This is a genomic window from Caballeronia sp. HLA56 (assembly GCF_054655155.1).
This window is the reverse complement of record NZ_BAAHOB010000005.1, coordinates 1,975,828-2,002,263: the sequence shown is the minus strand read 5'-3', so window position 1 is coordinate 2,002,263 and position 26,436 is coordinate 1,975,828. Positions and strand designations below refer to the sequence as shown.

Sequence of the window (26,436 nt, the reverse complement as noted above, 5' to 3'; positions counted from 1 at the left end):
CTCCTCGAAAGGGGCGCCATGGAATTGGCTACGCATCCTCGCTGTGTGTTCCGCTTGGGGCCCGACGGCTTGGCGCAAAGCGTCGCGCAGGCAAGAGCCTACGTCGACGTTCAAACGCGCTCGTTCGTGCTTTATCGGCATGAAAGCCGCGAAACTTGAATGGACCGAAGCTCGCGCATTCATGCCGTAGTGAAGGTTTGCGCCCGCTCCGTGTTCCGGCGGGCGGAGCTGACTGCTGCATCGCCGCGTGCGACGACAGGCAGCAGCTCGTCATGTCATGCCTACTTCGTGATCAGTTCGACCGGCGTTTCCACGACCGTCGACAGCTCCGACTGCTTTTTCTTGCCGGAAATCGCCTTCAGCGCCACGTCGATCCCGAACACCGCCTGTTTTGCGGCGTATTGATCGGCGGTGGCGAGCACGCGGCCGTCCTTCAACATCGGCTTGATGGCCGTGATGTTGTCGAAGCCGACCACCTGCACCTTGCCCGCCTTGCCCGCCGCGCGCACGGCCGACACCGCGCCGATCGCCATGTTGTCGTTATCGCACAGGAGCGCCTTCACGTTCGGGTTCGCGTTCAGGATCTGCGAGGCGACCGCGTTGCCCTTGTCGATTTCCCAGTCGCCCGACTGCAGCGCGACGACCTTCATGCCGCCACCTTCCATCGCGTCCTTGAAGCCGGCGCTGCGCGCCTGCGAGTTGGTCGTCGTGGTCACGCCTTCGACGATCGCCACTTCATCGCCCTTCTTCAGATGCTTGGCCAGATAGTCGCCGACCTTCTTCGCGCCCTTGCGGTTGTCCGGGCCGACGAACGGCACGTTCAGATTCTTCGACTTCAACACGTCCGGGTCCAGCCGGTTGTCGATATTGACGACGATGATGCCCGCATCCGCCGCCTTCTTAATCACCGGCACGAGCGCCTTCGAATCCGCCGGCGCGATGATGAGCGCGTCGACCTTGGAGACGATCATCTGCTCGACGATGCGAATCTGCGCGGCGGTATCGGTTTCGTCCTTGATGCCGTTGGTGATGAGATCGAACTGGCCGGAGTTGTGTTGCTGATAATCCTTCGCGCCGTTTTCCATGGTCAGGAAGAACTCGTTGGCGAGCGACTTCATGACGAGCGCGACCTTCGGCTTGGCCGGCGTCTGCGCAAAGACGGACGACGATGCGAACGGCAGCGCGGAGCACGCGATCAGCGCGACGGCGGCCGACAGCACGCGGCGGCGGATGTTTCGATTCATGGATCTCCTCCAGTACTTTCGTTTTGAGTTGTCTGGGCGAAACTGATTCTGGTCAATCTCATAGCCTGACGAGCGTTGGCAAACGCGAATGTCCAGTCGCTGCTTTCAACGCTGTTCAACGTTTGCCCGCCGTCGATTCTCGTTGCGAAGCGGCGTCGGGTCAATCGGGCTAACGTGTAGTGGGCGCTTTGAACATGCGCCGAAATGATGGCTCGACCGCATTCGCAAGAAGAAAGCCGCCAGCCGCGGCCGTTGGCGGATGCAATGTGCTTGCGGTCAAGGGTTTCAAAGGTCTTCCACCGACTCGCCTTCGATCTCGTTGTCGATGATCTTGCGCGCGTAGTCGATGCCCGCGCGCACCGCGTCGATCGGGCTTTCGAAAGGTTCCTGATCGGGCACGCCGAACATCGCGGTGCGGCCGCTGTCGCCGTGCGCGCTGCGGGATATCGTCGTGACGATATCGAAATGGCGCGGACCGTCGTCGGGTTCGTCACGCTCCTTCGCGCGCCGCAAAGCCTGCACCTTGATTTCGAAACCCTTGTAGTGATCGGATAGCGGAGTGGACATGCGCGTGCTCCTTGTCGTTGGTGGCGGCCGTGGGTAGGACAGCCGCCTTTTCTGAATGCTGCACTAAAAACTCTCGAGGCGTCCATGAACATGCCGGTCTTACAGCGAGCTGCATACGCGCGCTCTTTTGCCTTATCGCGAAAGCCGTTTGCAAGGCGTATTCCCTCTCGTCTCCCGATTTCACCCGATGCCACACATCAGTGATATTCGGTTTGCCATAATGCACGGGCGGATGGCGCGTGCTTGTCAGGAGCGCATCCGGCATTCGTCGTCCAAAGAACAAACTTCATTCAAATCAGGGAGCGTCACATGATCATTCGAGCCACCGCCCTTGCAGCAGTCATCGCTGTTTCCAGCCTCACGATCAGCGCGAGCCCGGCGTTCGCCGCCAACAGCCAGCAATCGAAGATGACCGACTGCAACAAGCAGGCAGCCGACAAGAAAGGCGATGAGCGCAAGGCGTTCATGAAGAGTTGTCTGTCGTCGTCGGCGCCCGCCGCCGCGCCCATGACCCAGCAAGAGAAGATGACCGCGTGCAATGGTCAGGCATCCGGCAAGAAGGGCGACGACCGCAAGGCGTTCATGAAGAGCTGCCTCAGCAACAAAGGCTGATTGCCGGCATTGCGTAATGCGCCGCGCGGCATCGCGCGGCGCCCATCCTTCGCCACTTGCTGCTTGGGGATATTGCACTGCACCCAAGCAAATGATTCGCACCGTCGTCTTTTTCTCCTAAGATGGCGCGAAGGCGGCCCCCCAATATTCGAAGAAACACGCCATCGGCCGCCGCTCGTCTAGCGGGGCGTCATGCCTCGCACGGAGGCAATGGATGGCATGGAGACACAAGAACCGCTGGTTCAGGCGGTGGCTCGTCACGATCACCTTCTGGCTCGTGCCGGTGATGATCGTCGCGGTCAATGAAGTACGCGACGAAATGGCCTACAACACGGTCGATCTGCAAAAGTCGCTATCCACGTGGGAACTGACCGATGCCCAACGCGCATCGGGCGCCGCGGCCCGCTGTCATGGCGCGCCCGACGAAGCGCGGGCCGCCGGCTGTCCCGCCGACATCCTCAGCGCCAATGCGGGCAAGCATCAGGAAGCGCTCGACGAATACGATCATCGCAAGTCCACGCTCGCGGGTTATCTCTGGCATGCGTTCGTCGGCTACTGGGTCGTTCCTGCTGCATTTTTGTTCGTGCTCGGCATGGTGATCGGCATCATTCGACGACTGCTACGGCGCACGCCAGGCGAGCAAAACGCTTCGGCAGCCGCGCCCGCGTCCAAAGTAAAAACGACGAGTCACCCTTGAAGCCGGGTCGGGAACGGTCGTTGCTACTGGTGACAGCGGCTGCGGCGTAACATCGACGGCCGTGCGGTGAAATAAATGCAAGCCATACGGAAACGGTTCGGGCGAAAACGCGCTGTCAGGTCTTTCCAATCGAGCGGTTTCCGGGTGAGCGTTGCGCTGTATCGCATGACGAAGGTTTTAGTCGTGTAGCTACGCAACAACGATATCAGTGACAGATTGGGAGTAAGCTTTCTAAGTCAAAGTTACCGAAGGGAGCGGCGGCACTGCGCGCGGGTTGGTTCGAAGCAATTTTTCGGGTCATCCGGCGGGGTCTGGTGGTTGCACGGTGCTGTGCTATAACTTGGCGAACCTCACCCTCCCGATCTAATGGGGTTTCCCAAATTCCACGATGGAGAACAACGATGCAAAGACGAAACTTCATGCTCAAGTCGACGGCTGTGCTGGCACTTGGCGGCCTCACGCTGGCGGGATGTACGACCAATTCCAACACGGGTCAGGAAAAGGCCGCAGGCACCGCTGACGACCGCCGCTCCATCGACGCGGACGTCGACAGCGCAATCCAGCGCCTCTATTCGACCGTCGCCGGTTCGCGCGAACTGGTCGCCAAGTCGCGCGGCATTCTGGTGTTTCCGTCCGTCATTCAGGCTGGCTTCATCGTCGGCGCGCAATATGGCAAGGGTTCACTGCGCGTGGGCGGCGGCACGGTCGGCTACTACAGCACGACCTCCGGCTCATTCGGCCTGCAGGCAGGCGCGCAGTCGAAGTCGCTGATCTTCCTGTTCATGACGCAAGACGCGCTCGACAAATTCCGCAATTCGGACGGCTGGTCTGCCGGTGCGGATGCATCCGTGGCACTCGTGAAGATGGGCGCAAACGGCGCGGTGGATACGAACACGGCCACCAGCCCGGTCGAGGCGTTCGTGCTGACCAACGCCGGCTTGATGGCCGACGTATCGCTGGCAGGCACGAAGGTGACGCGTCTGAAGATGTAACAGCGTGCTCGCGCGGCCTGGCCGCGCGTTTTGCTGCTTTTGGCGTCGACAAAGCATGACCGCCGTGTGTCGCGACTTGACGGTCGCGACACACGGCGGTTTTTTTGTGCTTTCGCGTTGCGGACTTAAGTCGTCGCGCGATCGATCAGCTTGAAGCGCGAGCGCTTCTGCGCGCGCACGACGGACTGATACGCATCGATATACTGCCGCGCCATCCGGTGCGCGGTGAAGCGCTCCTCGAAGCGCTTGCGCACGCCTTCGCGCGACAGCGTATGCAGCCGATTCACGGCGGCTACCGCGCCGATCTCGTCTTCGACGATGAACCCCGAGACGCCCTCGTCCACCACTTCCGGCACCGCGCCACGATTGAACGCGATGACGGGCGTGCCGCACGCCATCGACTCGATCATCGCCAGACCGAATGGCTCCGGCCAGTCGATCGGAAAAAGCAAGGCATGTGCGCCCGATAAAAACTCGGCCTTCTGACTGTCGTTGATCTCGCCGATATATTCCACGTACGGCAACTTGAAAAGCGGCGCGATCTCACGTTCGAAGTATTCGTGGTCCGCCGCGTCCACCTTGGCGGCGATCTTGATCTTCAAGCCACAACGCCCGGCAATGCGAATGGCCGTATCCACGCGTTTTTCCGGCGAAATGCGCCCGAGAAATGCCAGATATTCCTGCTTGACCGGTTGCGGTTCGTAGAGCTTTTCCGGCAACGCGTGATAAACCGTCGTCACCCACTTCGCCTGCGGCAGCGGATGACGCTGCGCATCGGAGATGGACACCACCGGCGCGGTGTTGAAAGTATCGAAAACCGGCTGCTGCTCAGGCAGATCGAGCCGGCCATGCATGGTCGTGAGAAACGGCGTGTCCTGGCGCTTGAACAGCGAGAACGAGTAGTAGTCCATGTGGAAATGCAGGACATCGAAATCTTCCGCGCGGCGGCGCACCATTTCCAGCAGCAGCATGTGCGGCGCGATGCGGTCGCGAATGGCCGGGTCCAGACGCAACGCGCGCGGCCAGACGGCTTCGAGATTCGCCTTGGTTTGCGAGTCGCCAGTGGCGAAAAGCGTGACTTCGTGACCGAGCTCGACGAGCGCCTCGGTCAGATACGAGACGACGCGCTCCGTTCCGCCGTACAACTTGGGCGGCACCGATTCCGTCAACGGGGCAATCTGGGCAATTCTCATCGTTCTCGTCTCCCTGTCGGCCGTGAACTTCGTGCCGGCCGGCGTCAGCGCTGCAATGCTCGTTCTCGCGTCATGCGAAAAGGTCGCGCCAAGTTCCCTAAACGTTCGGGCAAGTCGCCTGAACGTGTGTCGAGTATGACAGTAGGCCGTAAGGTCTGGATAACGAGGTTTGCCCTAGGCGACGGCGCGCTCGTTTTGCGCGCTGGTTTGGCACGTGATGTCATTATCGATGGCTCATGCGTTAGCACCGCCGCCTATTTCACTTTCATCGCTCTGTTACAGGTCCGAAACAATCGTTTCGGATGGCGGTTACGGGTTCTTTTTCATGGCCGGCGCGGGCTTCTTGCGCGGTTTGCCACGAAGATCGGCAAGGAAATTGTCCCGCCACACGCCCAGATCGTATTTGCGCAGCGAAGTCATGTTGGTTTCGTAGCGCTGGCGGCGTTCCGCGAGCGGCATGGCGAGTGCGCGCGAGATGGCGTCGCTGGTGCCGACGATGTCATGCGGATTCACCATCACCGCGCCTGTCATTTCCGCGGCCGCGCCGGCGAATTGCGACAGCACGAGCACGCCCGGATCGTCGGGATTCTGCGCGGCGATATATTCCTTGGCGACGAGATTCATGCCGTCGCGCAAGGGCGTGACGAGCCCGACTTGCGATTCGCGGAACAGCGACATCAGCTTCCACCGGTCGTAACGCTGATTCAGATACCGGATAGGTGTGTAATCGAGACCGGAATAGCGCCCGTTGATGCGTCCTGCTTCGTATTCCAGATTCTGGCGGATCTGTTGATACGTCTCCACGTCCGAACGCGTAGGCGGCGCAATCTGCACGAGCGTGACATTGCCGCGCCATTCCGGCGACTTCTCCAGAAAATGCTCAAACGCGCGAAAGCGCTCGACGAGCCCTTTCGAATAATCGAGCCGATCGACGCTCATGATGAGCTTGCGCCCTTCCAGACTCTGCTTGAGGTCCATGACATCCTGACGCGCTTCGCCGCGCTCGGCCTGTTCGGCGATCTCGTCCGGAAACACGCCGATGCGGTAGACGCCCGTCGTGAGCTTGCGACCGAACGCTTCGACATGTCCGTCGGGCGTCGCCGTGCCGTGCGCGTGCCGCACGATGTAATCGTGGAACGCGGTCTGATCGCCCTCGGTCTGAAAGCCCACGACGTCATAACAGCACAGCGACTTGACGAGCTCCTCGTGAGGCGGAATGTTCAAGAGAATTTGCGGCGACGGAAACGGGATATGCAAAAAGAAGCCGATGCGATTCGTCACGCCCGCGCTGCGCAACGCCTCGGCGAACGGAATCAGGTGATAGTCGTGCACCCAGATCACGTCTTCCGGTTCGAGCAGCTTGATGAGTTTGTGCGCGAGCCACGAATTCACGCGCCGATACCCCGCGTATTCGTCACGATCGTAGACGGCGAGATCGTTGCGATAGTGGAAAACCGGCCACAGCATGGCGTTGGAAAAGCCGCGGTAGTACTGGTCGTAGTCCTTCTTCGGCAGGCCGACGGTGGCGAACGTCACCGCGCCGTCCTGCTGTAGCGTCGGCCCCTGGTTCGCGACGGTCTCGCTCACCACGTCCCCGCTCCAGCCGAACCACACGCCGCCGCTGTCTTTCAGCGCGCCGAACACGCCGACGGCGAGGCCGCCCGCAGAGCCCTTGGTTTCGGTCGGGGTAGCGACCCGGTTGGATACGACGACGAGACGGCTCATGAGTATTCCTTTTTCGTTTGCTGACTACGATGATTCGGTTGCGGTGCTTCGCTTGAGATTTCTATCGCTTCTATCGCTTCAGCGCATCCACCGGCGCGGTCGATGCCGCCGAGTTCGCGCGCGGATCGGGACCCGTGCGCTCGCCCCGGCTCGCGACCGGGTCCGCCGCGGTATTCGCGGTGGTGGGCGATGCCGTGTTGGCGCGTTCCAGCGGCGGCGCGAAGTCTACGTGCTTGCTGTCGGTGGAGAGATCGGCCCGTGCGCGTGGCAGATACTGCGGATACGCCGCCTGCACGAAATTCAGCAAGCCTTCGCGCACCCGGCAGCGCAAATCCCAATTGAGCGCGGAGTCGAAGGAACTGACGAGCGCGCGCAATTGCATGGCGTGCTCGGTGGCATCGGTGACTTGCAGCACTTGCACGCGTCCGTCCCACTCCGGCGCGCTCGCCAGAATGCGTTCGAGTTCCGCGCGCAGCGGCGCGATCGGCATGCGGTAATCGACGAAAAGAAACACCGTGCCGATGATCTGCGAGCTATTGCGCGTCCAGTTGGTGAACGGATTCTCGATGAACCATTGCAACGGCACGATCAGCCGCCGCTGGTCCCAGATGCGGATCGACACATAGGTACCCGTGATCTCTTCGACGCGGCCCCACTCGCCCTGAATCACGACGACGTCATCGAGACGAATGGGTTGGGACAGCGCGATCTGCAAGCCGGCGATCAGATTGCCGAGCACGGGCCGTGCGGCGATACCCGCGACCAAACCCGCCACGCCGGCGGAAGCCAGCAAGCTCGCGCCGATCTGCCGCACGCTCGGAAACGCCATGAGCGCCCCGCCAAAACCAATGATCACGATTACCACCATGACCGAGCGCGCCAGCACGCGCGCCTGCGTGTGGATGCGGCGCGCGTTGAGATTGTCGTCGGTATCGAGCGGATGCGCCTGCACGATCGCCTCGCCCACCGCGCTCGCCGAACGCGCGGCGAGGAACGTGAGCGCACCGATCAATGCGACGGTTTCGATATCGCGCAATACGCCGATGAGCGGCAGCGTGTCCGGCGCCTCGAAAATCACGAAGCCGAACGCGAGCATGATGACGAGGACGAGCGCGGGCGCGTCGATGTAGCGCAACACCGTGCTCATCAGCGGATACGGCCGCGCGACGCGCGTCAAGACGCGCGCACCGATCCGATGCACCCCGATGGCGACGATCAGTGCGATGGCGGCGGCGCACAGCGCGCCGGGCCAGGTGCCGAGCGGACGCTCGGCCAGATCGAGAAAGCGGTCGAAAGAAAGCATGAGCGTCGCGGGATCAGCCTCGCAGGAAGGTGGATACGGCGGCCGCGTGCACGAGCCTCGCCACTATGCGCCATGTCGGACGCATCGTGCGCGGTTCGTGCTGCCGGGGTGCGTCTTTAGTCGGCGTCCAGGTCGGCTTCTATGTCTTCAAGTGCAGCGGCGGGCGGCGTCGAGCATCAAGCAAATTCGCTGCCCGCCTCGAAGCCTTGCGATCAACGTTCCGCCTTGCAGGGAAACGCCTTGCCAAGTCCGAGCGACACCATGGTCGTCGCATTGAAGCCGGACTTGTCGGGATTGTCCGCGATGTACTTGCGCACTGCATCGGTCAGTTGTTGCGGCTTGACTTCGGCGGGCAGGCAAAAGTATTGGCCGACTTGCGGGCCGGAGGTTCCGCCAATTGCCTCGATGGTGTTATACACGCCGTCCGCGGCGCCTTCGATATAGGCCGCGCAGGCAGTACGGGAGTTCGGGTCGGTCTTGGTGCAAAGTTGATTCAAATCGCTGCCAGTGAATGCGAACGCGCTGACGGGCGTGGCGAGAACACAGGCGAAGACGAATTTCCGCAGCATGGTCTTCCTTTTATGTGGAGCGGCGGCTCGAAGGGGCGCGGCGGCCGCGCCTGGCCGCCCGCTCCCCGTGGTTACGTTATTTTGCACTGTTTGTGCTGCTTGCGGCGCCCGTCGAGGCCGCCGGCATGGCGTCGAGGCGTGCCTGCAGGCCTTCCGCGACGTCCTTCTCGTTGTACTTCTTCGCGAAGTCCACAGCCGTCATGCCAAGCTGGTTCTTCACGCGCAAGTCCGCGCCTTCGTCGAGCAAAAGCTTGCAGGTGGACAGATGCCCGCCGCGCGCGGCCATCATGAGCGGCGTCGTGCCGTTCGGCGCGCCGGCATCGATATAGGCCGAATGGTCGAGCAGAATCTTCACGATATCGTCATGACCGTTGGTTGCCGCGTAGTGCAGCGGCGACCAGCCCTTCTTGTTCACTTCGGCATCCTTGGCGATCAGGAGATTCACGAAAGTCGCGTCGCCGTTGAGCGCGGCGAGCATCATCGCGTTTTCACCGGCCGGGTCCTGCTTCTCCAGATCGGTCTTGGGATTGTCGGCAAGCGCCTGGCCTACCTTGTCCGACTTCTCGCGCGCGGCGATCACGATGAGCGGTGCGCCCGTGTTGTCGACGGTATTCGGGTCCGCGCCCTGCGAAAGCGCCTTCTTGACCGAGGAGATGTCGTCGAACTTGACGTCCTTGATGAGCGCGTCCACGGACTCGGCCAACGCGGGTTGCGCGAACGCGCACGCGGCGAGCAGCACGCCGACCAACATTTGCCGCGTGCTCGAACGTGTGCTCGTGCGCTTGCTTTGTCCCGCTTCACGCGAGGAAAACATCGGGGATTTATTCATAGTGAACCTTTGGATTACCCTTGAAACAGTGGTTCTCGCCGAGCGTGCCGGTCAGACGGCCTGCGCGCGCGGCGGGATCTTGAACAGCCGGAAGAAGTTGTCGGTGGTGGCTTTCGCGACTGCTTCGTCCGTCTCTTCGCGCAACTGCGCGATGTGACGTCCGACATAGCTCACGTAAGCTGGTTCATTCGGCTTGCCGCGATACGGCACCGGCGCGAGATATGGCGAGTCGGTTTCGATCAGCAGACGTTCGAGCGGCACGCGCCGCGCCACGTCGTGCACGTCCTCGGCCTTCTTGAACGTGACGATGCCCGAAAGCGAAATATGAAAGTTCTGCGCGAGCGCGGCTTGCGCCACTTCCCACGTCTCGGTGAAGCAATGCATCACGCCGCCCGGCACGCTCGCGCGTTCTTCTTCCATGATACGCAGTGTGTCTTCCGCCGACGAACGCGTATGGATGATGAGCGGCTTGCCGGTCTCGTGCGCCGCGCGAATGTGGTTGCGAAAGCGCTCGCGCTGCCATTCCATGTCGGCGATGCTGCGGCCTTCCAGCCGGTAATAGTCGAGCCCGGTCTCGCCGATTGCGCAGACTTTGGGATGCCGCGCTAGTTCCACTAGTTGCGCGACGCTCGGTTCCGTTGCGTCTTCGTGGTCCGGATGCACGCCAACCGATGCGAAGATGTGCTCGTGCCGCTCGGCGATATCGAGCACCGATGGCAGCGTCTCCAGATCCACCGACACGCAAAGCGCGTGCGTGACCTTCTGCTCGCGCATCTTGTCGAGCACTTCGGGCAGCCGGTCGGCGAGGCCTTCGAAATTGATGTGACAGTGGGAATCGACGAACATCCGCTACTCCTTTGCTCTCGCGCCAAGCCGCAAGCCGAGAATGACGAGATCGCGCTCGACGCCGTCCAGAACCGCGACGCGCGGCAGCGTGCCCCACGACTCGAAACCGAAGCTGCCGAAGAGCTTCATGCTCGGCTCGTTATGTCCGAAGACGAAGCCGAGCACGGTATCCACATCAAGCGTCGGCGCGCGCTCCAGCGCCTCGTGCAACAACTGCTTGCCGAGCCCCTTGCCGCGCGCGCGTTCGTCGAGATAAATGCTCACTTCGACCGTGCGCGCGTAGGCCGGACGGCCGTAAAAATCGGAGAAACTCAGCCACGCGATGACTTCGCCGCCCTCTTCCACGACCCACAGCGGACGCTTGTCCGGTCCGTGCGCGTGAAACCAGGCAAGGCGGCTTTCGACTGGGACCGGATCGAGGTCGGCCGTGACAAGGCGCGAGGCGACCGTCGAATTGTAGATGGCGACGATGGCGGGCAGATCGTCCAGCGTGGCGTCTCGATATTGAAGACTCATGGCGTGATTGCGTTCAGGTTCAGGCGAAGATGCCGCGATAGCCCATGAAGAGTTCCTCGAACACGAGACGCGCGTTCAACGGATGATTCTCCACGGCGCGTTGCCGCGTGACGGTTTTCATGTAGCGCGAAAGCGCGGCCGGGTCGGCGCTGGCGGCGCATCGCGCGAGCGCCTTGGCCGCGCCCGGAAAATAGCGCGGACGGCCTGCCGTGCGCTCGGCGAGCACGTCGTAAAGCCAGCGTTGCAGCCAACCGAGCACCAGCGGCACCGGCAGTTTCTGCAGGTTTTCGCCGCACGCGAAGGCGTCGCAGTTCGGGCCGGCCGCAAGTTGCGCCAACGTGAAATCGCGCAGCGCGCGGTTCTCGTCGCTCGCGAGCGCAAGCGCGTTGAGCGGCGCGCCGCCCGCTTGCGCGAGAAGCCCGGCGGCATCGTCGATACCTCGTGACGCAAGCCACGCGCGCGCTTCGTCGAAGGGCGGCACGCTCATCGGCCACTGTCGGCAGCGGCTGATGATGGTTGGCAACAAGCGGTCGATACGCGCCGACACCAGCAGGAACACGACGCCCGAAGGCGGTTCTTCCAGCGTTTTCAAGAGCGCGTTGGCCGCCGCGACATTGAGCGCTTCGGCGGGATAAAGCAGCACGACACGCAAGCCGCCGCGATGCGATCCGAGACTGCAGAAGTCGAGCAGCGCGCGTACCTGTTCGATCTTGATTTCCTTGCTCGGCGCGCGGCTCTTCTTGCCTTCGTCGCCATCGGCTTTCTCGGCTTTCTCGGCTTTCTCGGCGGATGTATCCACGGAAGAATCCGCGCCTGCCGCCGCAAGCCCTGCAAGCGCCTCGGGCAACACCGCGCGGTAGTCGGGATGATTGCCCTGCGAGAACCACAGGCAAGCGGAACACGTGCCGCACGGCTCGCCGCTCGGCAGATGCGTTTCGCACAGCAGCCCCTTCGCCAGATGCTGCGCGAATTGCAGCTTGCCGATGCCCGCTTCGCCATGCAGCAAAAGCGCGTGCGGCCAGTTCGCGCGTAGCTGCTGGAGACGCTGCCAGTCGTTGGCTTGCCAGGGATAAATCATCGGCGGTTCAGTGGGTTAGGCGTTGCTTGAGCGTGGATCAAAGGCTCGCGATGACATCTTCGAGCTGCGTGCGGATATCGTCGATGGGCCGGCTCGAATCGACGATGAAAAACCGCTGCGGCGATTCGGCCGCGCGCCGCAGATATTCGGCGCGCGTGCGCTTAAAAAATGCCTCCGATTCGCTCTCGAACTTGTCCGGCGCGCGCGCGGCCGAACGGCGCTCGCTCGCGGTCTCCGTCGGAATGTCGAACAGAACGGTAAGGTCCGGCTGAAAACCGCCCTGCACCCAGCGTTCCAGGGCTTCCAGCTTGTCGCGCGGCAGACCGCGTCCACCGCCCTGATAAGCAAAGGTGGCATCCGAAAAACGGTCCGACAGCACCCAGTCGCCATGCGCGAGCGCCGGTTCGATGACCTGCGCGAGATGCTCGCGGCGCGCGGCGAACATGAGGAGCGCCTCGGTTTCGAGGTCCATTGGCTGATTCAGCAGAATGCCGCGCAACGTTTCGCCGAGCGGTGTGCCGCCCGGCTCGCGCGTCATCACGACCGAGCGCGCGTGCGCGGCGAGTTTTTCGGCGAGCCGCTCGCGAAACCACTCCAGATGCGTGGTCTTGCCCGCTCCGTCGATACCCTCGAATGTAATGAACTTGCCCCGCGCCATTCACTGACCCCGGATGTATTTGTCGACGGCCTTGTTGTGGTCGCCCAGGTTGTCGGAAAAGATGCTGCTGCCGTCGCCGCGCGACACGAAATAGAGCGCATTGCTCGCGGCGGGATTGAGCGTCGCGGTGAGCGCGGCCACGCCGGGCAGCGCGATCGGCGTGGGCGGCAAACCCATGCGCGTGTAGGTATTGTACGGAGTGTCGGTCTGCAGATCCTTTTTCTTCAGATGCCCGCCGTAAGCCGGACCGAGGCCGTAGATAACGGTCGGGTCGGTCTGTAGCGGCATGCCGATCCGCAGCCGGTTGGCGAACACCGCCGCCACCAGCGGCCGGTCGGTTGCGCGCCCCGTCTCCTTCTCGACGATCGACGCCATGACGAGCGCTTCGTAAGGCGTCTTGTAAGGCAAATTCGGCGAGCGCGTGTTCCAGGCTTCGGTGAGCCGCTGCTGCATGATTCGGTACGCGCGCTTGTAGACCGTGAGGTCGCTCGTACCTTTGTCGAAAAGATAGGTATCCGGGAAAAACAGTCCTTCCGCCGATGCCTTGTCCACCTCGGGCGCGCCGATTGCACGCAAGAGGTCTGTGTCGGACATGCCGGCGGTGTCGTGCGCGAGCGCGGAGTTGGCGTCGAGTTCGGCGCGCATTTTTTGCAACGTCCAGCCCTCGATGACGGTGGCCACGTACTCGTTGACGTCGCCGCGCGCGATCTTTTGCAGCACTTCATACGGTGTCACGCCGCTTTTGAACGCGTAATTGCCGGATTTGAGCTGCGACGAAAGCCCGAGCACGCGCGTCATCAACACGAAAAGCTCGGATTCGACCGGCACGCCGCCGCGAATCAACTGGGCGCTGACGCTGCGCAAGCTGCTGTGAGGCTTGATGGTGACGTCGAGTTCGGCGGGCGTGAGGTTCATCGGCCGATTGGCCCAGTAATAAACGCCACCTGCGAGCGCCGCCGCGAGCACCGCGACGATCACCACCGCCACGACGCATTTCTTGAAAAGGGACATGCCAGACACACTAGGAATAAGACCAATATAATAACTTGCCCGCCTGCGCCCCGGTCAGTTTGACCGGCCGGACCGACTGACAGGATTGACCGCACTTGACGCCATGAATTCCCAAACCCAGCTTTCCCCCGGTTCCGCTCCAAGCGCCATTCCCGCCGACGACTTCGAAGCCGTGAAGACAGCGGGCGTTTTCGTGCCGCTCACGCAGTTCGGCGTGATCGACATCAAGGGCGAGGATGCCGCTTCGTTCCTGCACAACCAGGTCACCAACGACGTCCAGCATCTCGACGCATCCACGGCGCGCCTCGCGGGCTATTGCTCGCCGAAGGGACGCCTGCTGGGTTCGTTTCTCATGTGGCGTTCAGCCGATACCGTGCGTCTCTTGATCTCGCACGATGTCCAGGCGCCCGTGCAAAAGCGTCTGTCCATGTTCGTGCTGCGCGCAAAGGCGAAACTGAGTGACGCGACGCCGGAACTCGCGGCAGTCGGCTTTGCGGGCGATGTGCGCGCGGCGCTCTCCGGCATCTTCGATGCGTTGCCCGACGGCGTGCATGTCAAGGTGGAAGGTCCGCATGGCGCGCTGATTCGTGTGCCGGATGCGGCGCATCGGGCGCGTTTCCTGTGGGTCGGCCCGAGGGCCGATATCGAAGCACGACTGCCTGAGCTCGGCGAGAAGTTGCGGCGCGCGGGACCGGCGCTGTGGGACTGGCTCGACATCCACGCGGGCGAGCCGCGCATCACGCAGGCAACGACCGAGCAGTTCGTCCCGCAGATGGTCAACTTCGACGTGCTGGGCGCGGTGAACTTCAAGAAGGGTTGCTATCCGGGACAGGAGATCGTCGCGCGCAGCCAATATCGCGGCACGATCAAACGACGCACGGCGCTCGCGCACGGCGAATCGGCCACGCCGGGCGCCGAGCTGTTCCATTCGGCCGATCCCGGTCAGCCTTGCGGCATGGTGGTCAACGTGGCGCCGGCCGAGGGCGGCGGCGTGGATTGTCTTGTGGAGATCAAGCTGGCGTCGCTGGATAACGGTTCGGTGCACGTCGGCGCCGCCGATGGCCCCGCGCTCGAATTCGTGCCGCTGCCCTACGCCTTTCCTGCCGACGCCTGAACGCCATGTGCCTGATCGTCTTCGACTGGCAACCCCAGACCGCGCCCGCCAACGGCCGCGCGCTGCTTACACTGGCGGCGAATCGCGACGAGTTCTTCCGCCGCGAGACCGACCCGATGCATTGGTGGAGCGACGCGCCCGGCGTGCTCGCGGGCCGGGATTTGACGGGCGGCGGCACGTGGCTTGGCGTAACGCGGGACGGGCGCTTTGCCGCGCTGACGAACTATCGCGCGCCGAGCGAGATTCGGCCGGATGCGCCCACGCGTGGCGCGTTGGTCAGCGAATTTTTGACGGGCGAGCGCGTCGAGCCTTTGACGTATCTGAAGCGCGTTGCCCTGGAAGGTCATCGGTACAACGGCTTCAATTTACTGTGCGGGGATTTCACACGACGTGAGCTCGGCTGGTACGGCAATCGCGCCGATGCCGAGCCGGTTTTGCTCGAGGCGGGCGTGCATGGGTTATCGAATAGCTTGCTGAATACGCCGTGGCCGAAGCTCGTCGCCCAGCGCGATGCTTTACGCGATTTGATTCACGCCGATGAGCGGCCATCGCTCGACGAGCTGATCGAAACCTTGCGTGACCCGCGTATCGCCGACGATCACGTCTTGCCATCCACTGGCCTTTCCATCGAGCGTGAACGCGTGTTGTCGGCGGCGTTTATCGAGAGCGATGGATACGGCACGCGCGGGACGACGGCGTTGCAAGTGTTGCCGCTGACGCATGGTATTGAGCTGCATGTCAAGGAACGCAGTGACGATGACGGTTCGCACAAGGTCGTGCGGCCGGGGGATTTTGTGCGGGCGTTCAGGTTTGAGGTGGCGTGACGCATGATCGCCGCGACCCACGTTTCAACAGTAAGAGCACTATCGCAGTAATCGCAATGGCGATAAATTCGCCATGTACTTTTCAGAATCTAATCAAGCCCTCACCCCAACGCCTTCCTCAACGCAGCCACCGCATCCGCATGCGCCCGCGCCACGTCGCGAACAAACCCGCCCATCTTGAAGAACTCGTGAATCATCCCTTCATACCGCATGAGTTCCACCGATACGCCCTGCGCTGAAAGTTTCTCCGCGTAAGCGACATCTTCATCGTAAAGCGGATCATGATCCGCAGCCGCGATCCACACCGGCGCCACGCCACGATAATCCGGCTGCCCGCCCGCCGCATCCAGCGGCGCAAAACGCCAGTCGTCCCGGTCGCGTTCATCGCGCACGTACTGCTCGAAGAACCATTGAATCGTCTCTGCGCTCAGCAAGTACCCTTCGGCAAGCCGCGCATGCGATTCGCTTCGCTGCAACGCGCTCGTCCCCGGATAAATCAGCATCTGCATTTGCAAGGCGATGCCTGCATCGCGCGCCAGCACCGAACACACCGTCGCGAGCGTGCCGCCCGCGCTGTCTCCACCAATCGCGATGCGAGCCGGATCGATCCCCAACGTGGACGCCTCGCGCGCGAGCCATTGCAAGGCGTCGAAGGCATCGTTCACGGCGACCGGAAACTTGTGTTCGGGCGCAAGCCGGTAATCGACCGATACCACCGCGCAGCCCGCGTCATGCGCGAACTTGCGGCACAGCGCGTCGTGCGTCTCGATGCTTCCCACCGTGAAGCCGCCGCCATGCAGATACATGAGCGCGCCAAGCGGCTCCGCCCAATTCGGCTCGATCGGATAATACGCACGCACACGAATGGACCCGCCATCGCGCATAGGAACGGGAAGATCTTCGACACGCGCCATGGGCAACGGCGCGACATCGAGAATGGGCGCGCTCATCGCATAGGCGGCGCGCGCCTCTTGCGGCGTGAGCGTGTGATAAGGCGCGCGCCTCGCGCGTGCGATCATCTGCAAGACTTGCGCGACCTGGGGATTGAGCTGCATTGTCATGCCGATGCCGAGGTCAACGCGACTTGAGCGACATGGGATCGCTCGGGTCGCGCAGCTGCGCGATGTCGTCCAGCCGCAGCTGCACCGAAGGCATGATGTTCGGATGCGTGACCACATAAAAACGATTCGCGCGGATGGCGTCGAAGGTCAGTTCGGCGACATCCTGCGCCGATAGCTTGCCGTGCTCCACCGCCTTTGCCAGTTGCCGCGCCGCGAGCTTCTGCGACGCCGTCATCTCTTCGTCGTTGACGAGCGCGCCGGGCCGCGCGCGTTCGGAATCGGCGATACCGGTCGGCACGAACGCCGGACACAACAAGGACACGCCGACCGACGCGCGCGCGAGCCGCAGATCGTGATAAAGCGTCTCGGTCATGGCCACGACCGCATGCTTCGACGCGTTATAGACGCCCATTGCGGGCGCGGCGAGCAGCCCCGCGACCGAAGCCGTGTTGACGATATGCGCCGGTTCGTTCTGGGCCAGCATGATCGGCGTGAACGCGCGAATGCCGTTGGCAACGCCCATCACGTTGACGCCGAAGACCCATTGCCAGTCGTTCGCGCTGCTCTCCCAGATGAAGCCGCCGGCGCCCACGCCCGCGTTGTTGAAGAGCAGATGCGCGCCGCCGAAGGCATCGAGCGTGGCGCGAGCGAGTGCATCGACGTCCGCGGGATTCGAGACGTCCGTTCGCACGCCGCGCACCTCGGCGCCTCGTTCGCGCAGCGATGTCACGGTTGCATCGAGCGCGGTGGCGTCGATATCGGCGAGTACGAGCTTCATGCCGAGCGCCGCGCCCTTTAGCGCAAACTCGCGGCCGAAGCCGCTCGCCGCGCCAGTGATCACGGCGACTTTTCCTTCGAAGCGGTCCAAGCGGGCTCCTTTCTCGCGTGGTGTGGTACTCGGCGCGTCAGATGAGCTTGACGAGCTGCTTGCCGAAGTTCTTTCCGCGCAAAAGACCGAGGAACGCTTCGGGCGCATTTTCCAGTCCCTGCGCAATGGTCTCGCGGTAGATCAGCTTCTTCGTCGCGACGCGTTCGCCGAGTTCCTTCAACGCTTGCGGCCACAATTCCATGTGCTCGCTCACGATGAAACCCTGCAGCTTCAGACGCTGCGTGAGCAGAATGCGCGGCGCCTGCAGCGGCAATGGCTTGCCGTCGTAGCCCGAGATCATGCCGCACAACGCAATGCGCCCGTGCGCGTTCATGCGCGGCAACACGGCATCGAGCACTTCGCCGCCGACGTTTTCGAAATAGCCGTCGATGTCATCCGGCGCCGCGGCTTTCAGCTCGTCGTACAAATGGCCCGCCTTGTAGTCGATGCACGCGTCGAAGCCCAGCGTCTCGACGACATAGCGGCACTTCTCGGCGCCGCCCGCAATGCCGATCACGCGGCAGCCCGCAGCCTTCGCCAGTTGCCCGACCACGCTGCCGACCGCGCCGCTTGCCGCGCTCACGGCGACCGTATCGCCAGCCTTCGGTTCGATGATGCGATTCAGGCCATACCAGGCCGTCACGCCCGGCATGCCGACCGGACCGAGATACGCGGACAGCGGAACGTGCGTGGTATCGACGGCATAAAGACCCGTGCCGTCCGATATCCCGTATTCCTGCCAGCCGTACATGCCGACCACGTTGTCGCCGACCTTGAACTTCGGATTGCGCGACTCGACCACTTCACCGACCGTGCCGCCGATCATCACTTCGTTCAACGCCTGCGGCGCGGCGTATGACTTGGCATCGCTCATGCGCCCGCGCATGTACGGATCGAGCGACAGATAGTGATTGCGCACGCGCAGCTCGCCTTCCCGCAGCGGCAAAAGCGGTGTTTCGACGAGCCTGAAATTGTCGGTCGATGCCTCGCCTTCCGGTCGCGATACCAGCAATACCTGGCGATTCTTCTGAGCGTCTGCCATTGCGAATCCTCCTGTTCGGAATGAATCAAGCGTCGCTCGGTCCCGGCGTGGCCTTGGGATCGGAACGCATTTTCTGTTTCACGATATCGCGGCCCACTGCGAGCCTGCGCATATATTTGAACGTGCCTAGCGCCTTCGCGACGAAATGCCCTTCGCTGTCGCGCACTTCGCCTTCGCAATACGCCATGGTGGTGGAGCGATGCAGCACGCGCCCGATGCCGCGCAATTCACCGCGTCCCGGCTGCATGAAGTTCACCTTCATCTCGACGGTAACGACGCCGATGCCATTGCCCGCGAGACTGCGCGCGGCGAGTGCCAGCGCGGAATCGAGCAAGGTCATGGTGACGCCGCCGTGCGCGATGCCCCACGTGTTCAAATGCGCATCTTCGAGCGCGAGCCGCACTTCCGCTTCGCCGTCGGCGGCCTTGACCAATTCCACGCCGAGCGAATCGATGAACGGGCTTTCGATGGCGACGTCATGTGGCTTGTCGGTCATGGTCGTCACACTTCGTAGTCGACGCATTGACGGTCTTCGCGCACCGCGGCAATGAAGTCTTTCAGCGCCACGTGCTTCGGATGCACCTGATAGGCAACGAGCGCCGCTTTGTCGTCGAAGTCGGAGACGAGCACGACATCGTAAGTGCAGTCGAAACCCGGTTGCGCCGTACCGACCTCGAAGTGTCCCTGCCCCTTAACGATGCTGCGGCAGGTTTCGAGCTTCTCCTTGAGCTTCTGCGCATTCTCCGCGCGGCTCGCGCCTTCCGCCGACTCCTTCAGCTTCCACATGACGATGTGACGTAACACGGCAACTCCTGGTCAAGAAAACGATGAAGGCTGAAGCGTAGCAAAGATTCGCCGGTAGCTTCGGAGGCTCACGCGAGCAAATAATCGGAGCGTATGCGTTCGATGCCCGCGTCGCGCATTTCGCGCCACGCTCGATCAAGCGAGCCGTCGAGATCGATCGCGCGGCACGCGTCTTCTATCACGCTCACTTCGAAGCCCGCGCGACGCGCATCCAACGCGGACCACGCAACGCAATAATCCGTCGCCAGCCCCGCGACCCATACGCGCTTCGCACCGACGTCGCGCAGATAGCCTGCAAGACCCGTGGGTGTCACGCGATCCGCCTCGAGAAACGCGGAGTAGCTGTCGACATGTTCGTGATGCCCCTTGCGGATCACGAGCCGCGCGTGCGGTAATTGCAGGCCGCGATGTAGCGCCGCGCCCTCGGTGCCCTGCACGCAATGCACCGGCCACAGCACCTGTTCGCCGTAAGGCATTGTCATCATGTCGAAGGGCGCGCGTCCTTCGTGATTCGCCGCGAACGAGACATGCGAGCGCGGATGCCAGTCCTGCGTCAGGACGACATGCGAGAACGCGCGCGCCAGGCGGTTGATGACGGGCACCACCTCATCGCCTTCCTTCACGGCGAGCGCGCCGCCGGGCATGAAATCGTACTGCACGTCCACGACGAGTAAAACGTCTTCTACGGGTTTCATCATGCTCATCTTCAAGGGTTGAACCGGCCGTTGACCGCCGCGAGTTGCGTCACGCGGGCGGCGGGCTGCCATGCGTCGCCGTTGGGCTGTTGCGCGTAGCGGCGCATGGCGCGTTCCACGGCGGCAAGGCCGATGGTGTCGGCGTAGAACATTGGGCCGCCGCGCCAGAGCGGGAAACCGTAACCCGTCAAATAGACCATGTCGATATCCGAGGCCTTCGAAGCGATGCCGTCTTCGAGAATACGCGCACCTTCGTTGACGAGCGCCAGCATGAGCCGCTCGACGATTTCATCGTCCGCGATATGCCGTCTTTCGATGCCTGCTTCCTTCGAATACGCGACGATCATGTCGTCGACCGCTTGTGATGGCAGCGCGTCGCGCTTGCCTGGCTCGTAGTCGTACCATCCCGCACCGGTCTTTTGTCCGAAGCGGCCCGCTTCGCACAGCCGATCCGCGATTTTCGAATAGCGCAACTCCGGCTGCTCGACATAACGGCGCTTGCGAATGGCCCAGCCGATGTCGTTGCCCGCAAGATCGCTCATGCGAAACGGCCCCATGGCGAAGCCGAAATGTTCGATTGCGCGATCGATCTGCGCGGGCAGCGCGCCTTCCTCCAGCATGAAAAGCGCCTGCCGCAAGTACTGTTCGACCATGCGGTTGCCGATGAAGCCATCGCATACGCCCGAGACCACGGCCGTCTTCCTGATCTTCCGCGCGAGTTGCATGACGGAGGCGAGCACGTCCTTGTCCGTTTTCGCGCCGCGCACCACTTCGAGCAGCTTCATCACGTTGGCGGGACTGAAGAAGTGCGTGCCGATGACATCGCCCGGACGTTTCGTGAACGCGGCGATTTTGTCGAGATCGAGCGTCGATGTGTTCGATGCGAGAATCGCGCCGGGCTTCGCGACTTCATCGAGGCGGCGGAAGACTTGTTCCTTCACGCCCAGGTCTTCGAATACCGCTTCGATGATCAAGTCCGCGTGCGCGAGGTCCGCATAATCGAGCGTCGGTTGAATGAGGGCCATGCGTTCATCGACCTCGTCTTGCGTGAGCTTGCCCTTCTTCACTTGCGCTTCGTAATTGCGGCGCACGTTCGCCAAACCCCGGTCGAGTGCGTCCTGTTTCGTTTCGAGCAACACGACGGAAAATCGCGCGTTGATGAAGTTCATGGCGATGCCGCCACCCATCGTGCCCGCGCCGATCACGCCGATGCGCTCGATCTTTCTGACGGGCGTGTTCGACGGCACATCCGCGATCTTGGACGCCGCGCGTTCGGCGAAGAACGCGTGCCGCAGCGCGCGGCTTTCCGGTGTCTGCACGAGCGCGAGAAAGCATTCGCGCTCGAAGGCGAGCCCGCGTTCGAAGCCTTCTTTCAGGCCTTTTTCGATGGCATCGATGCACTTGTGCGGTGCCGGAAAATGCTTCGCCGTCGCGATGGCGTTCGCGCGCGCGGCCTGGACGATTCGATCGGCATCCGTGTGTTCGATGGGGCGTTCGCGCACTTGCGGGTGCTTGCTGTCACGCTTGGCGACGTGCTGAGCGAAACGCACGGCGCCATCGAGCAAGTCGCCTTCGATCATTTGGTCGAAGAGCGCGGTATTCGCGAGTCGTTCGGATGATACCGGCGTCCCTGACACGATCATGCCAAGTGCCCTTTCGACGCCAACCACGCGCGGCAGCCGTTGCGTGCCGCCCGCGCCGGGCAGGAGGCCGAGCTTCACTTCGGGCAGCGCGATCTGCGCGCCGGGCGACGCCACGCGGTAATGCGCGCCGAGCGCGAGTTCGAGGCCGCCGCCCATCGCCACGGCGTGAATCGCCGCGATCACCGGCTTCGCGCTGCCCTCGATTGCTTCGATGACCGTCTTGAGCGTCGGTTCTTGCGTCGCCTTCGGCGTATTGAATTCGGTGATGTCCGCGCCGCCCGAAAACGCCTTGCCGGCGCCGATCACGACGATGGCGCGCACGTTGTCTTCGTCACGCGCGCGCTCGATGCCTTCCACGATGCCAAGCCGTGTCGCGTGCCCGAGGCCGTTCACCGGCGGGCTGTCGAGTGTGATGACGGCGACGCCGTCGTGGATCGTGAAGTGCACAGCCATGAAGATGTCTCCCGTACGCGCGTCTTTGGCGAGGTTATTGTGAGTGATCGCCGCAGAATACACAAAGGAGAACGATCGTTCAAATGCGCGTCGTCCGGCGAATGAAAACGCCCCGGATCGACCGGGGCGCGAGGTCAGCCGGAAGCGCTGGTATCAAGATGTCTTCTCACCCTTCTCCGGCAGCACATGCTCCCGATACAACGCGCGCAGCCGCACCTTCTGCAGCTTGCCCGTCGCCGTATGCGGCAACTCGTCGGCGAACACGACATCGTCCGGAATCCACCACTTCGCGACCTTGCCCTCGAAATGCGCGAGCAAATCCTCACGCGTGACGGTCGCGCCCGGACGCAGCACCGCGACGATCATCGGCCGCTCCGTCCACTTCGGATGCGAGCACGCAATGCACGCCGCTTCCGCCACCTGCGGATGCGACACCGCGATGTTCTCCAGATCGATCGAACTGATCCACTCGCCGCCCGACTTGATCACGTCCTTGCTGCGATCGGTGATGTTCATGAAGCCATCGGCGTCGATGGTCGCGACATCGCCCGTCGGAAACCAGCCGTCGATGAGCGGCGACTCGTCGCGCCGGAAATAGCGGTCGATGACCCACGGTCCGCGCACGTGCAGATCGCCGAACGACTGGCCGTCCCACGGCAGTTCGTGGCCGTCGTCGCCGACCACTTTCATATCGACGCCAAAGAGCGCGCGCCCCTGCTTTTCGAGCGAGATGCGCTGTTCCTCGGCCGAACGCTGCTTCTGCCGGAAACTCAGCCGCGCGAGCGTGCCGAGCGGCGACATCTCCGTCATGCCCCACGCATGAATCACCTGCACGCCGTAGTCTTCCTCGAAGGTCTTCAGCATGGCGGGCGGACACGCCGAGCCGCCGATCACCGTGCGCTTCAAGGTCGAAAAGCGCAAATCGTACTGCTTCATGTAGGCGAGGAGCGCCAGCCATACGGTCGGCACGCCCGCCGAATAGGTGACGCCTTCCGCTTCCATCAACTCATAGAGCGACTTGCCGTCGAGGTCCTTACCGGGGAACACCAGCTTCGCGCCGACGAGCGGCCCCGCATGCGGGATGCCCCACGCGTTGACGTGGAACATCGGCACGACGGGCAGGATGGAATCGCTCGATGACGCGCCCATCGCATCGGGCAAGGCCGCGCCATAAGCATGCAGCACCGTCGAGCGATGCGAATACAGCGCGCCCTTCGGATTGCCCGTCGTTCCCGACGTGTAGCAAAGAAACGATGCCTGACGTTCATCGAGCATCGGCCATTCGTAGACGCCATCCTGTTCGCCGACGAGACTTTCGTAGCTCATCACCGGCACGCTCAGGTTCGAAAGATGCTGCTCGATGCAAGCGGCATCGCCGAGTGCGATCCAGCCTTTCACGTTCGGACACTGCGGCGCGATCATCTCGACGAGCGGCGCGAAGGTCATGTCGAACAAGACGTACGAATCGTCGGCATGATCGATGATGAACGCGACCTGATCCGGAAAGAGACGCGGATTGATGGTGTGGCACACGGCGCCCATGCCCGCCACGCCGTAATAGCACTCCAGATGCCGGTAGCCGTTCCAGGCCAGCGTGCCGATGCGCTCGCCCTGCTCCACGCCGAGCGCGATCAAGGCCTGCGCGAGTTGCTTCGCGCGCTTCTCGCAATCGCGGTAGGTGTAGCGATGGATATCGCCTTCGATACGCCGCGACACGATTTCCGTATCGCCGAAGTGGCGCGAGGCATGGGACAACAGGGACGACGCGAGCAACGGTATTTCCATCATCTGGCCGTAAAGCGGCGACGTCATGGGTGATTTCCTCGGTGAGTCGGTTGGCGAGTCCGGGCTCGAGTCATTGGGTCGGTCATTGGCTTTGCGCCGCCCGATGCCCGGCCGGGTGCGGCCCTGCAGGCCTGCGGGCGCGGATTTACAATATCGTTTAACCAAAAGGCGCTCAATATGTCGTTTTCCCCAAGCAATGCCGTGCGTGCAGCGTCCGGCGAGAAGGCTTCCGGCGCTGATTCCATGGACGCCATCGCCGCCGCGATCAAGGTTGGCCAGCCCGGCTCGTTCGCGGCGCTCGGGGCCGCGTTCCTCACGCGCCTTCCCGCCACGCCGGTGCCCGATCCTTATCTCGTCGCGATCTCGCGCGAAACGGCGGACATGCTCGGCATCGATCCGGATGTCGCGGAAGGCAGCGAGCAAAAGCGCTTTGCCGAATACTTCGCCGGCAATCCCACGCGCGAATGGCCCGCCGGCGAACTGCCTTACGCAGCGGTCTATTCGGGGCATCAGTTCGGCGTGTGGGCAGGTCAATTGGGCGATGGCCGCGCACTTACACTCGGCGAGATCGAGCCAGACGCCGATCGGGACCATGAAGGCACACGCTTCGAACTTCAGCTGAAGGGCGCGGGCCGCACACCGTATTCCCGCATGGGCGATGGCCGCGCCGTGTTGCGTTCGTCGATCCGCGAATTCCTGTGCTCCGAAGCCATGCACCATCTGGGCATTCCCACGACGCGCGCGCTCGCCATCGTCGGCTCCGATATGCCGGTGCGGCGCGAGAGCATGGAAACAGCGGCGATCGTCACGCGCGTCGCGCCGAGCTTCGTGCGCTTCGGGCATTTCGAACACTTCTATTCGAACGACCGCGTCGACGATCTCAAAGCGCTTGCTGATCACGTGATCGAGCGCTTCTATCCGCATTGCCGCGATGCCGACGATCCCTACCTCGCGCTCCTCGACGAAGCCGTGCGCAGCACCGCCGATCTGATGGCGGAGTGGCAAGCCGTCGGCTTCTGTCACGGCGTGATGAACACCGACAACATGTCCATTCTCGGTCTCACGATCGACTACGGCCCGTTCGGTTTCATGGATGGCTTCAACGCGCATCACATTTGCAACCACACGGACACGCAAGGGCGCTATTCGTACAGCCGTCAGCCGCAGGTCGGCTATTGGAACCTGTTTTGTCTGGCGCAGGCGCTGGTTCCGCTCGTCGACGCGAACCTGCCGGAAGAAGGCCATGCGCAACGCGTGGTCGAGGAAGCGCAGAAGGTTCTCGAACGCTACAAGGCGCGCTTCGGCCCCGTGTTCGAAGCGAAGATGCGCGCCAAGCTCGGCCTCGAAATCGCGCGCGAAGGCGATGACAAACTCGCCAACGGTCTCCTCGAAATCATGCACGCGAACCGCGCGGACTTCACGCTCACGTTCCGGAACTTGTCGAAGCTCGCGAAATCCGATACCTCGAACGATTCGCCCGTGCGCGACCTCTTTCTCGACCGCGCCGCTTTCGACGCGTGGGCGGTGCAGTATCGCGAACGTCTCGCGCACGAAACGCGCGACGATACTGATCGCGCGGCCGCGATGAATTGCGTGAATCCGAAGTACGTGCTGCGTAATCACCTGGCCGAACAGGCGATTCGCCAGGCGAGCGAAAAGGATTACACCGAAGTGGCGCGGCTTCTCGACGTGCTGCGCCGTCCCTACGACGAACAACCCGAATACGAAGCCTACGCCGGCCTGCCGCCCGACTGGGCGAGCGATCTGGAAGTGAGTTGTTCTTCTTAGGATCGCCCCAAAATAGCTGGCCTGATCCGTTTTTCCGACTTTCGGCCGATAAAAGGAATGATATGAGCAGAGACGACACCACCGACAACACTGGCGCCACGGCGTATCCGCTGCAAAAGGACGATGCGGCGTATCGCAGCGAACTCAACGACATGCAGTATCAGGTCACGCGCCACGCGGCGACCGAGCGCCCGTTCTCCGGCGAATACTGGGACCACTTCGAGCGCGGCGTGTATGACTGCGTGTGTTGCGGCACGCCGCTTTTCGAATCCGCGACCAAGTTCGACGCGGGCTGCGGCTGGCCCAGCTACTTTAAGCCGATCAACGGCGAAGTGATCGAAGAGAAGACCGACCGCTCGCACGGCATGCTGCGCATCGAAGTGCAGTGCAAGAACTGCGGCGCGCACCTCGGCCACGTCTTCGAAGACGGCCCGGCGCCCACCGGTTTGCGGTATTGCATCAACTCGGCTGCGCTACAATTCGAATCCAAGTAAGCGCGGGCGGGTTGTGGCGGGCTAA

The 26,436-nt window shown here is 62.6% G+C and carries 27 protein-coding genes; 7 read left to right on the top strand and 20 right to left on the bottom strand.

From position 1 onward, the window contains the following. Positions 1-281: 281 nt before the first annotated feature. Both ACYQ47_RS28940 and ACYQ47_RS28935 read right to left on the bottom strand, forming a co-directional pair. Positions 282-1,244 (bottom strand): sugar ABC transporter substrate-binding protein, encoded by a 963-nt coding sequence (locus ACYQ47_RS28940; RefSeq protein ID WP_244827886.1) that lies wholly within the window; start codon positions 1,242-1,244, stop codon positions 282-284. A 285-nt stretch (positions 1,245-1,529) separates the two neighbouring features. Beyond that, a complete protein-coding gene (locus tag ACYQ47_RS28935; protein WP_244827887.1) occupies positions 1,530-1,811 on the bottom strand; it encodes a hypothetical protein in 282 nt (93 codons plus the stop codon). Between the two features lie 309 nt (positions 1,812-2,120). On the opposite strand from ACYQ47_RS28935, the gene ACYQ47_RS28930 reads away from it, so the two are divergent. From ACYQ47_RS28930 to ACYQ47_RS28920, 3 genes are all read left to right on the top strand, one after another. Next, entirely contained in the window at positions 2,121-2,423 is a 303-nt protein-coding gene (locus ACYQ47_RS28930; RefSeq protein WP_244827888.1) for a PsiF family protein, read from the top strand. A gap of 214 nt (positions 2,424-2,637) precedes the next feature. Next, on the top strand, positions 2,638-3,120 hold the full coding sequence (locus ACYQ47_RS28925) for a hypothetical protein (RefSeq protein WP_250464863.1): 483 nt from the start codon (positions 2,638-2,640) through the stop codon (positions 3,118-3,120). 401 nt (positions 3,121-3,521) lie between these two features. Further along, positions 3,522-4,112, top strand: a complete 591-nt coding sequence (locus ACYQ47_RS28920; RefSeq protein ID WP_244827890.1) for a BPSL1445 family SYLF domain-containing lipoprotein — start codon at positions 3,522-3,524, stop codon at positions 4,110-4,112. Between the two features lie 125 nt (positions 4,113-4,237). On the opposite strand, the gene ACYQ47_RS28915 is transcribed toward ACYQ47_RS28920, so the two are convergent. The 10 genes from ACYQ47_RS28915 to mltG all read right to left on the bottom strand — a co-directional run bounded on the left by ACYQ47_RS28915 (position 4,238) and on the right by mltG (position 13,840). After that, on the bottom strand, positions 4,238-5,305 hold the full coding sequence (locus ACYQ47_RS28915; RefSeq protein WP_244827891.1) for a glycosyltransferase family 4 protein: 1,068 nt from the start codon (positions 5,303-5,305) through the stop codon (positions 4,238-4,240). 309 nt (positions 5,306-5,614) lie between these two features. After that, positions 5,615-7,030 (bottom strand): alpha,alpha-trehalose-phosphate synthase (UDP-forming), encoded by a 1,416-nt coding sequence (gene otsA / locus ACYQ47_RS28910; protein WP_244827892.1) that lies wholly within the window; start codon positions 7,028-7,030, stop codon positions 5,615-5,617. 70 nt (positions 7,031-7,100) lie between these two features. Continuing rightward, the gene (locus ACYQ47_RS28905) at positions 7,101-8,333 is read right to left on the bottom strand and encodes a mechanosensitive ion channel family protein (protein ID WP_250509015.1); all 1,233 of its coding nucleotides are present in this window, start codon (positions 8,331-8,333) and stop codon (positions 7,101-7,103) included. Positions 8,334-8,545: 212 nt separating this feature from the next. Further along, on the bottom strand, positions 8,546-8,902 hold the full coding sequence (locus ACYQ47_RS28900; protein WP_244827894.1) for a Rap1a/Tai family immunity protein: 357 nt from the start codon (positions 8,900-8,902) through the stop codon (positions 8,546-8,548). A 76-nt stretch (positions 8,903-8,978) separates the two neighbouring features. Then, entirely contained in the window at positions 8,979-9,731 is a 753-nt protein-coding gene (locus ACYQ47_RS28895; protein ID WP_370652110.1) for an ankyrin repeat domain-containing protein, read from the bottom strand. Between the two features lie 51 nt (positions 9,732-9,782). Further along, positions 9,783-10,577 carry a TatD family hydrolase gene (locus tag ACYQ47_RS28890; protein ID WP_250464860.1) on the bottom strand — a complete coding sequence of 265 codons (795 nt, stop codon included), beginning with the start codon at positions 10,575-10,577 and terminating at the stop codon, positions 9,783-9,785. Between the two features lie 3 nt (positions 10,578-10,580). Further along, a complete protein-coding gene (locus ACYQ47_RS28885) occupies positions 10,581-11,093 on the bottom strand; it encodes a GNAT family N-acetyltransferase (RefSeq protein ID WP_244827896.1) in 513 nt (170 codons plus the stop codon). 19 nt (positions 11,094-11,112) lie between these two features. Then, on the bottom strand, positions 11,113-12,171 hold the full coding sequence (locus ACYQ47_RS28880) for a DNA polymerase III subunit delta' (protein ID WP_459908112.1): 1,059 nt from the start codon (positions 12,169-12,171) through the stop codon (positions 11,113-11,115). A 37-nt stretch (positions 12,172-12,208) separates the two neighbouring features. Then, the gene (gene tmk, locus ACYQ47_RS28875) at positions 12,209-12,829 is read right to left on the bottom strand and encodes a dTMP kinase (protein ID WP_244827898.1); all 621 of its coding nucleotides are present in this window, start codon (positions 12,827-12,829) and stop codon (positions 12,209-12,211) included. Beyond that, a complete protein-coding gene (gene mltG, locus ACYQ47_RS28870) occupies positions 12,830-13,840 on the bottom strand; it encodes an endolytic transglycosylase MltG (RefSeq protein WP_244827899.1) in 1,011 nt (336 codons plus the stop codon). It lies immediately after the preceding gene. A 103-nt stretch (positions 13,841-13,943) separates the two neighbouring features. Here mltG and ygfZ point away from each other — a divergent pair, with 103 nt between their 5' ends. Further along, positions 13,944-14,954: a CAF17-like 4Fe-4S cluster assembly/insertion protein YgfZ gene (gene ygfZ, locus ACYQ47_RS28865; protein ID WP_459908109.1), complete on the top strand. Its 1,011-nt coding sequence runs from the start codon at positions 13,944-13,946 to the stop codon at positions 14,952-14,954. A 5-nt stretch (positions 14,955-14,959) separates the two neighbouring features. Then, the gene (locus ACYQ47_RS28860; protein WP_310395819.1) at positions 14,960-15,778 is read left to right on the top strand and encodes an NRDE family protein; all 819 of its coding nucleotides are present in this window, start codon (positions 14,960-14,962) and stop codon (positions 15,776-15,778) included. A 101-nt stretch (positions 15,779-15,879) separates the two neighbouring features. Here ACYQ47_RS28860 and ACYQ47_RS28855 read toward each other — a convergent pair whose 3' ends face one another. The 8 genes from ACYQ47_RS28855 to ACYQ47_RS28820 form a co-directional block, all read right to left on the bottom strand. After that, entirely contained in the window at positions 15,880-16,833 is a 954-nt protein-coding gene (locus ACYQ47_RS28855) for an alpha/beta hydrolase (RefSeq protein ID WP_459908106.1), read from the bottom strand. Between the two features lie 19 nt (positions 16,834-16,852). Continuing rightward, positions 16,853-17,707, bottom strand: a complete 855-nt coding sequence (locus ACYQ47_RS28850) for an SDR family oxidoreductase (protein WP_459908104.1) — start codon at positions 17,705-17,707, stop codon at positions 16,853-16,855. Between the two features lie 37 nt (positions 17,708-17,744). Further along, the gene (locus ACYQ47_RS28845) at positions 17,745-18,749 is read right to left on the bottom strand and encodes an NADP-dependent oxidoreductase (protein WP_459908102.1); all 1,005 of its coding nucleotides are present in this window, start codon (positions 18,747-18,749) and stop codon (positions 17,745-17,747) included. Positions 18,750-18,774: 25 nt separating this feature from the next. Continuing rightward, positions 18,775-19,245: a PaaI family thioesterase gene (locus ACYQ47_RS28840; protein WP_244827907.1), complete on the bottom strand. Its 471-nt coding sequence runs from the start codon at positions 19,243-19,245 to the stop codon at positions 18,775-18,777. Between the two features lie 5 nt (positions 19,246-19,250). Beyond that, a complete protein-coding gene (locus ACYQ47_RS28835) occupies positions 19,251-19,553 on the bottom strand; it encodes a Dabb family protein (RefSeq protein ID WP_244827908.1) in 303 nt (100 codons plus the stop codon). Positions 19,554-19,621: 68 nt separating this feature from the next. After that, complete coding sequence (pncA, locus tag ACYQ47_RS28830; RefSeq protein WP_309845219.1) at positions 19,622-20,248, bottom strand: bifunctional nicotinamidase/pyrazinamidase; 627 nt, start codon at positions 20,246-20,248, stop codon at positions 19,622-19,624. 11 nt (positions 20,249-20,259) lie between these two features. Further along, positions 20,260-22,344 carry a 3-hydroxyacyl-CoA dehydrogenase NAD-binding domain-containing protein gene (locus tag ACYQ47_RS28825; RefSeq protein WP_459908099.1) on the bottom strand — a complete coding sequence of 695 codons (2,085 nt, stop codon included), beginning with the start codon at positions 22,342-22,344 and terminating at the stop codon, positions 20,260-20,262. Between the two features lie 153 nt (positions 22,345-22,497). Further along, positions 22,498-24,156, bottom strand: a complete 1,659-nt coding sequence (locus tag ACYQ47_RS28820) for a 3-(methylthio)propionyl-CoA ligase (RefSeq protein WP_459908097.1) — start codon at positions 24,154-24,156, stop codon at positions 22,498-22,500. A gap of 150 nt (positions 24,157-24,306) precedes the next feature. On the opposite strand from ACYQ47_RS28820, the gene ACYQ47_RS28815 reads away from it, so the two are divergent. Then, complete coding sequence (locus ACYQ47_RS28815; protein WP_459908095.1) at positions 24,307-25,917, top strand: protein adenylyltransferase SelO; 1,611 nt, start codon at positions 24,307-24,309, stop codon at positions 25,915-25,917. A gap of 62 nt (positions 25,918-25,979) precedes the next feature. Continuing rightward, positions 25,980-26,411, top strand: a complete 432-nt coding sequence (gene msrB, locus ACYQ47_RS28810; RefSeq protein ID WP_244827911.1) for a peptide-methionine (R)-S-oxide reductase MsrB — start codon at positions 25,980-25,982, stop codon at positions 26,409-26,411. The last annotated feature ends 25 nt before the right edge of the window (positions 26,412-26,436 follow it).

Excerpts from the sequence above, each read along its gene's own strand:
- ACYQ47_RS28855 (WP_459908106.1), bottom strand. The coding sequence starts at position 16,833 with ATGCAGCTCAATCCCCAGGTCGCGCAAGTCTTGCAGATGATCGCACGC.
- ACYQ47_RS28860 (WP_310395819.1), top strand. The coding sequence starts at position 14,960 with ATGTGCCTGATCGTCTTCGACTGGCAACCCCAGACCGCGCCCGCCAAC.
- ACYQ47_RS28815 (WP_459908095.1), top strand. The coding sequence starts at position 24,307 with ATGTCGTTTTCCCCAAGCAATGCCGTGCGTGCAGCGTCCGGCGAGAAG.
- ACYQ47_RS28890 (WP_250464860.1), bottom strand. The coding sequence starts at position 10,577 with ATGTTCGTCGATTCCCACTGTCACATCAATTTCGAAGGCCTCGCCGAC.
- ACYQ47_RS28920 (WP_244827890.1), top strand. The coding sequence starts at position 3,522 with ATGCAAAGACGAAACTTCATGCTCAAGTCGACGGCTGTGCTGGCACTT.
- ACYQ47_RS28895 (WP_370652110.1), bottom strand. The coding sequence starts at position 9,731 with ATGAATAAATCCCCGATGTTTTCCTCGCGTGAAGCGGGACAAAGCAAG.
- ACYQ47_RS28820 (WP_459908097.1), bottom strand. The coding sequence starts at position 24,156 with ATGACGTCGCCGCTTTACGGCCAGATGATGGAAATACCGTTGCTCGCG.
- ACYQ47_RS28930 (WP_244827888.1), top strand. The coding sequence starts at position 2,121 with ATGATCATTCGAGCCACCGCCCTTGCAGCAGTCATCGCTGTTTCCAGC.
- otsA (WP_244827892.1), bottom strand. The coding sequence starts at position 7,030 with ATGAGCCGTCTCGTCGTCGTATCCAACCGGGTCGCTACCCCGACCGAA.
- ACYQ47_RS28915 (WP_244827891.1), bottom strand. The coding sequence starts at position 5,305 with ATGAGAATTGCCCAGATTGCCCCGTTGACGGAATCGGTGCCGCCCAAG.
- ygfZ (WP_459908109.1), top strand. The coding sequence starts at position 13,944 with ATGAATTCCCAAACCCAGCTTTCCCCCGGTTCCGCTCCAAGCGCCATT.
- tmk (WP_244827898.1), bottom strand. The coding sequence starts at position 12,829 with ATGGCGCGGGGCAAGTTCATTACATTCGAGGGTATCGACGGAGCGGGC.
- ACYQ47_RS28900 (WP_244827894.1), bottom strand. The coding sequence starts at position 8,902 with ATGCTGCGGAAATTCGTCTTCGCCTGTGTTCTCGCCACGCCCGTCAGC.
- ACYQ47_RS28825 (WP_459908099.1), bottom strand. The coding sequence starts at position 22,344 with ATGGCTGTGCACTTCACGATCCACGACGGCGTCGCCGTCATCACACTC.
- ACYQ47_RS28905 (WP_250509015.1), bottom strand. The coding sequence starts at position 8,333 with ATGCTTTCTTTCGACCGCTTTCTCGATCTGGCCGAGCGTCCGCTCGGC.
- ACYQ47_RS28840 (WP_244827907.1), bottom strand. The coding sequence starts at position 19,245 with ATGACCGACAAGCCACATGACGTCGCCATCGAAAGCCCGTTCATCGAT.
- pncA (WP_309845219.1), bottom strand. The coding sequence starts at position 20,248 with ATGAAACCCGTAGAAGACGTTTTACTCGTCGTGGACGTGCAGTACGAT.
- msrB (WP_244827911.1), top strand. The coding sequence starts at position 25,980 with ATGAGCAGAGACGACACCACCGACAACACTGGCGCCACGGCGTATCCG.
- ACYQ47_RS28885 (WP_244827896.1), bottom strand. The coding sequence starts at position 11,093 with ATGAGTCTTCAATATCGAGACGCCACGCTGGACGATCTGCCCGCCATC.
- mltG (WP_244827899.1), bottom strand. The coding sequence starts at position 13,840 with ATGTCCCTTTTCAAGAAATGCGTCGTGGCGGTGGTGATCGTCGCGGTG.
- ACYQ47_RS28940 (WP_244827886.1), bottom strand. The coding sequence starts at position 1,244 with ATGAATCGAAACATCCGCCGCCGCGTGCTGTCGGCCGCCGTCGCGCTG.
- ACYQ47_RS28935 (WP_244827887.1), bottom strand. The coding sequence starts at position 1,811 with ATGTCCACTCCGCTATCCGATCACTACAAGGGTTTCGAAATCAAGGTG.
- ACYQ47_RS28925 (WP_250464863.1), top strand. The coding sequence starts at position 2,638 with ATGGCATGGAGACACAAGAACCGCTGGTTCAGGCGGTGGCTCGTCACG.
- ACYQ47_RS28880 (WP_459908112.1), bottom strand. The coding sequence starts at position 12,171 with ATGATTTATCCCTGGCAAGCCAACGACTGGCAGCGTCTCCAGCAGCTA.
- ACYQ47_RS28845 (WP_459908102.1), bottom strand. The coding sequence starts at position 18,749 with ATGGCAGACGCTCAGAAGAATCGCCAGGTATTGCTGGTATCGCGACCG.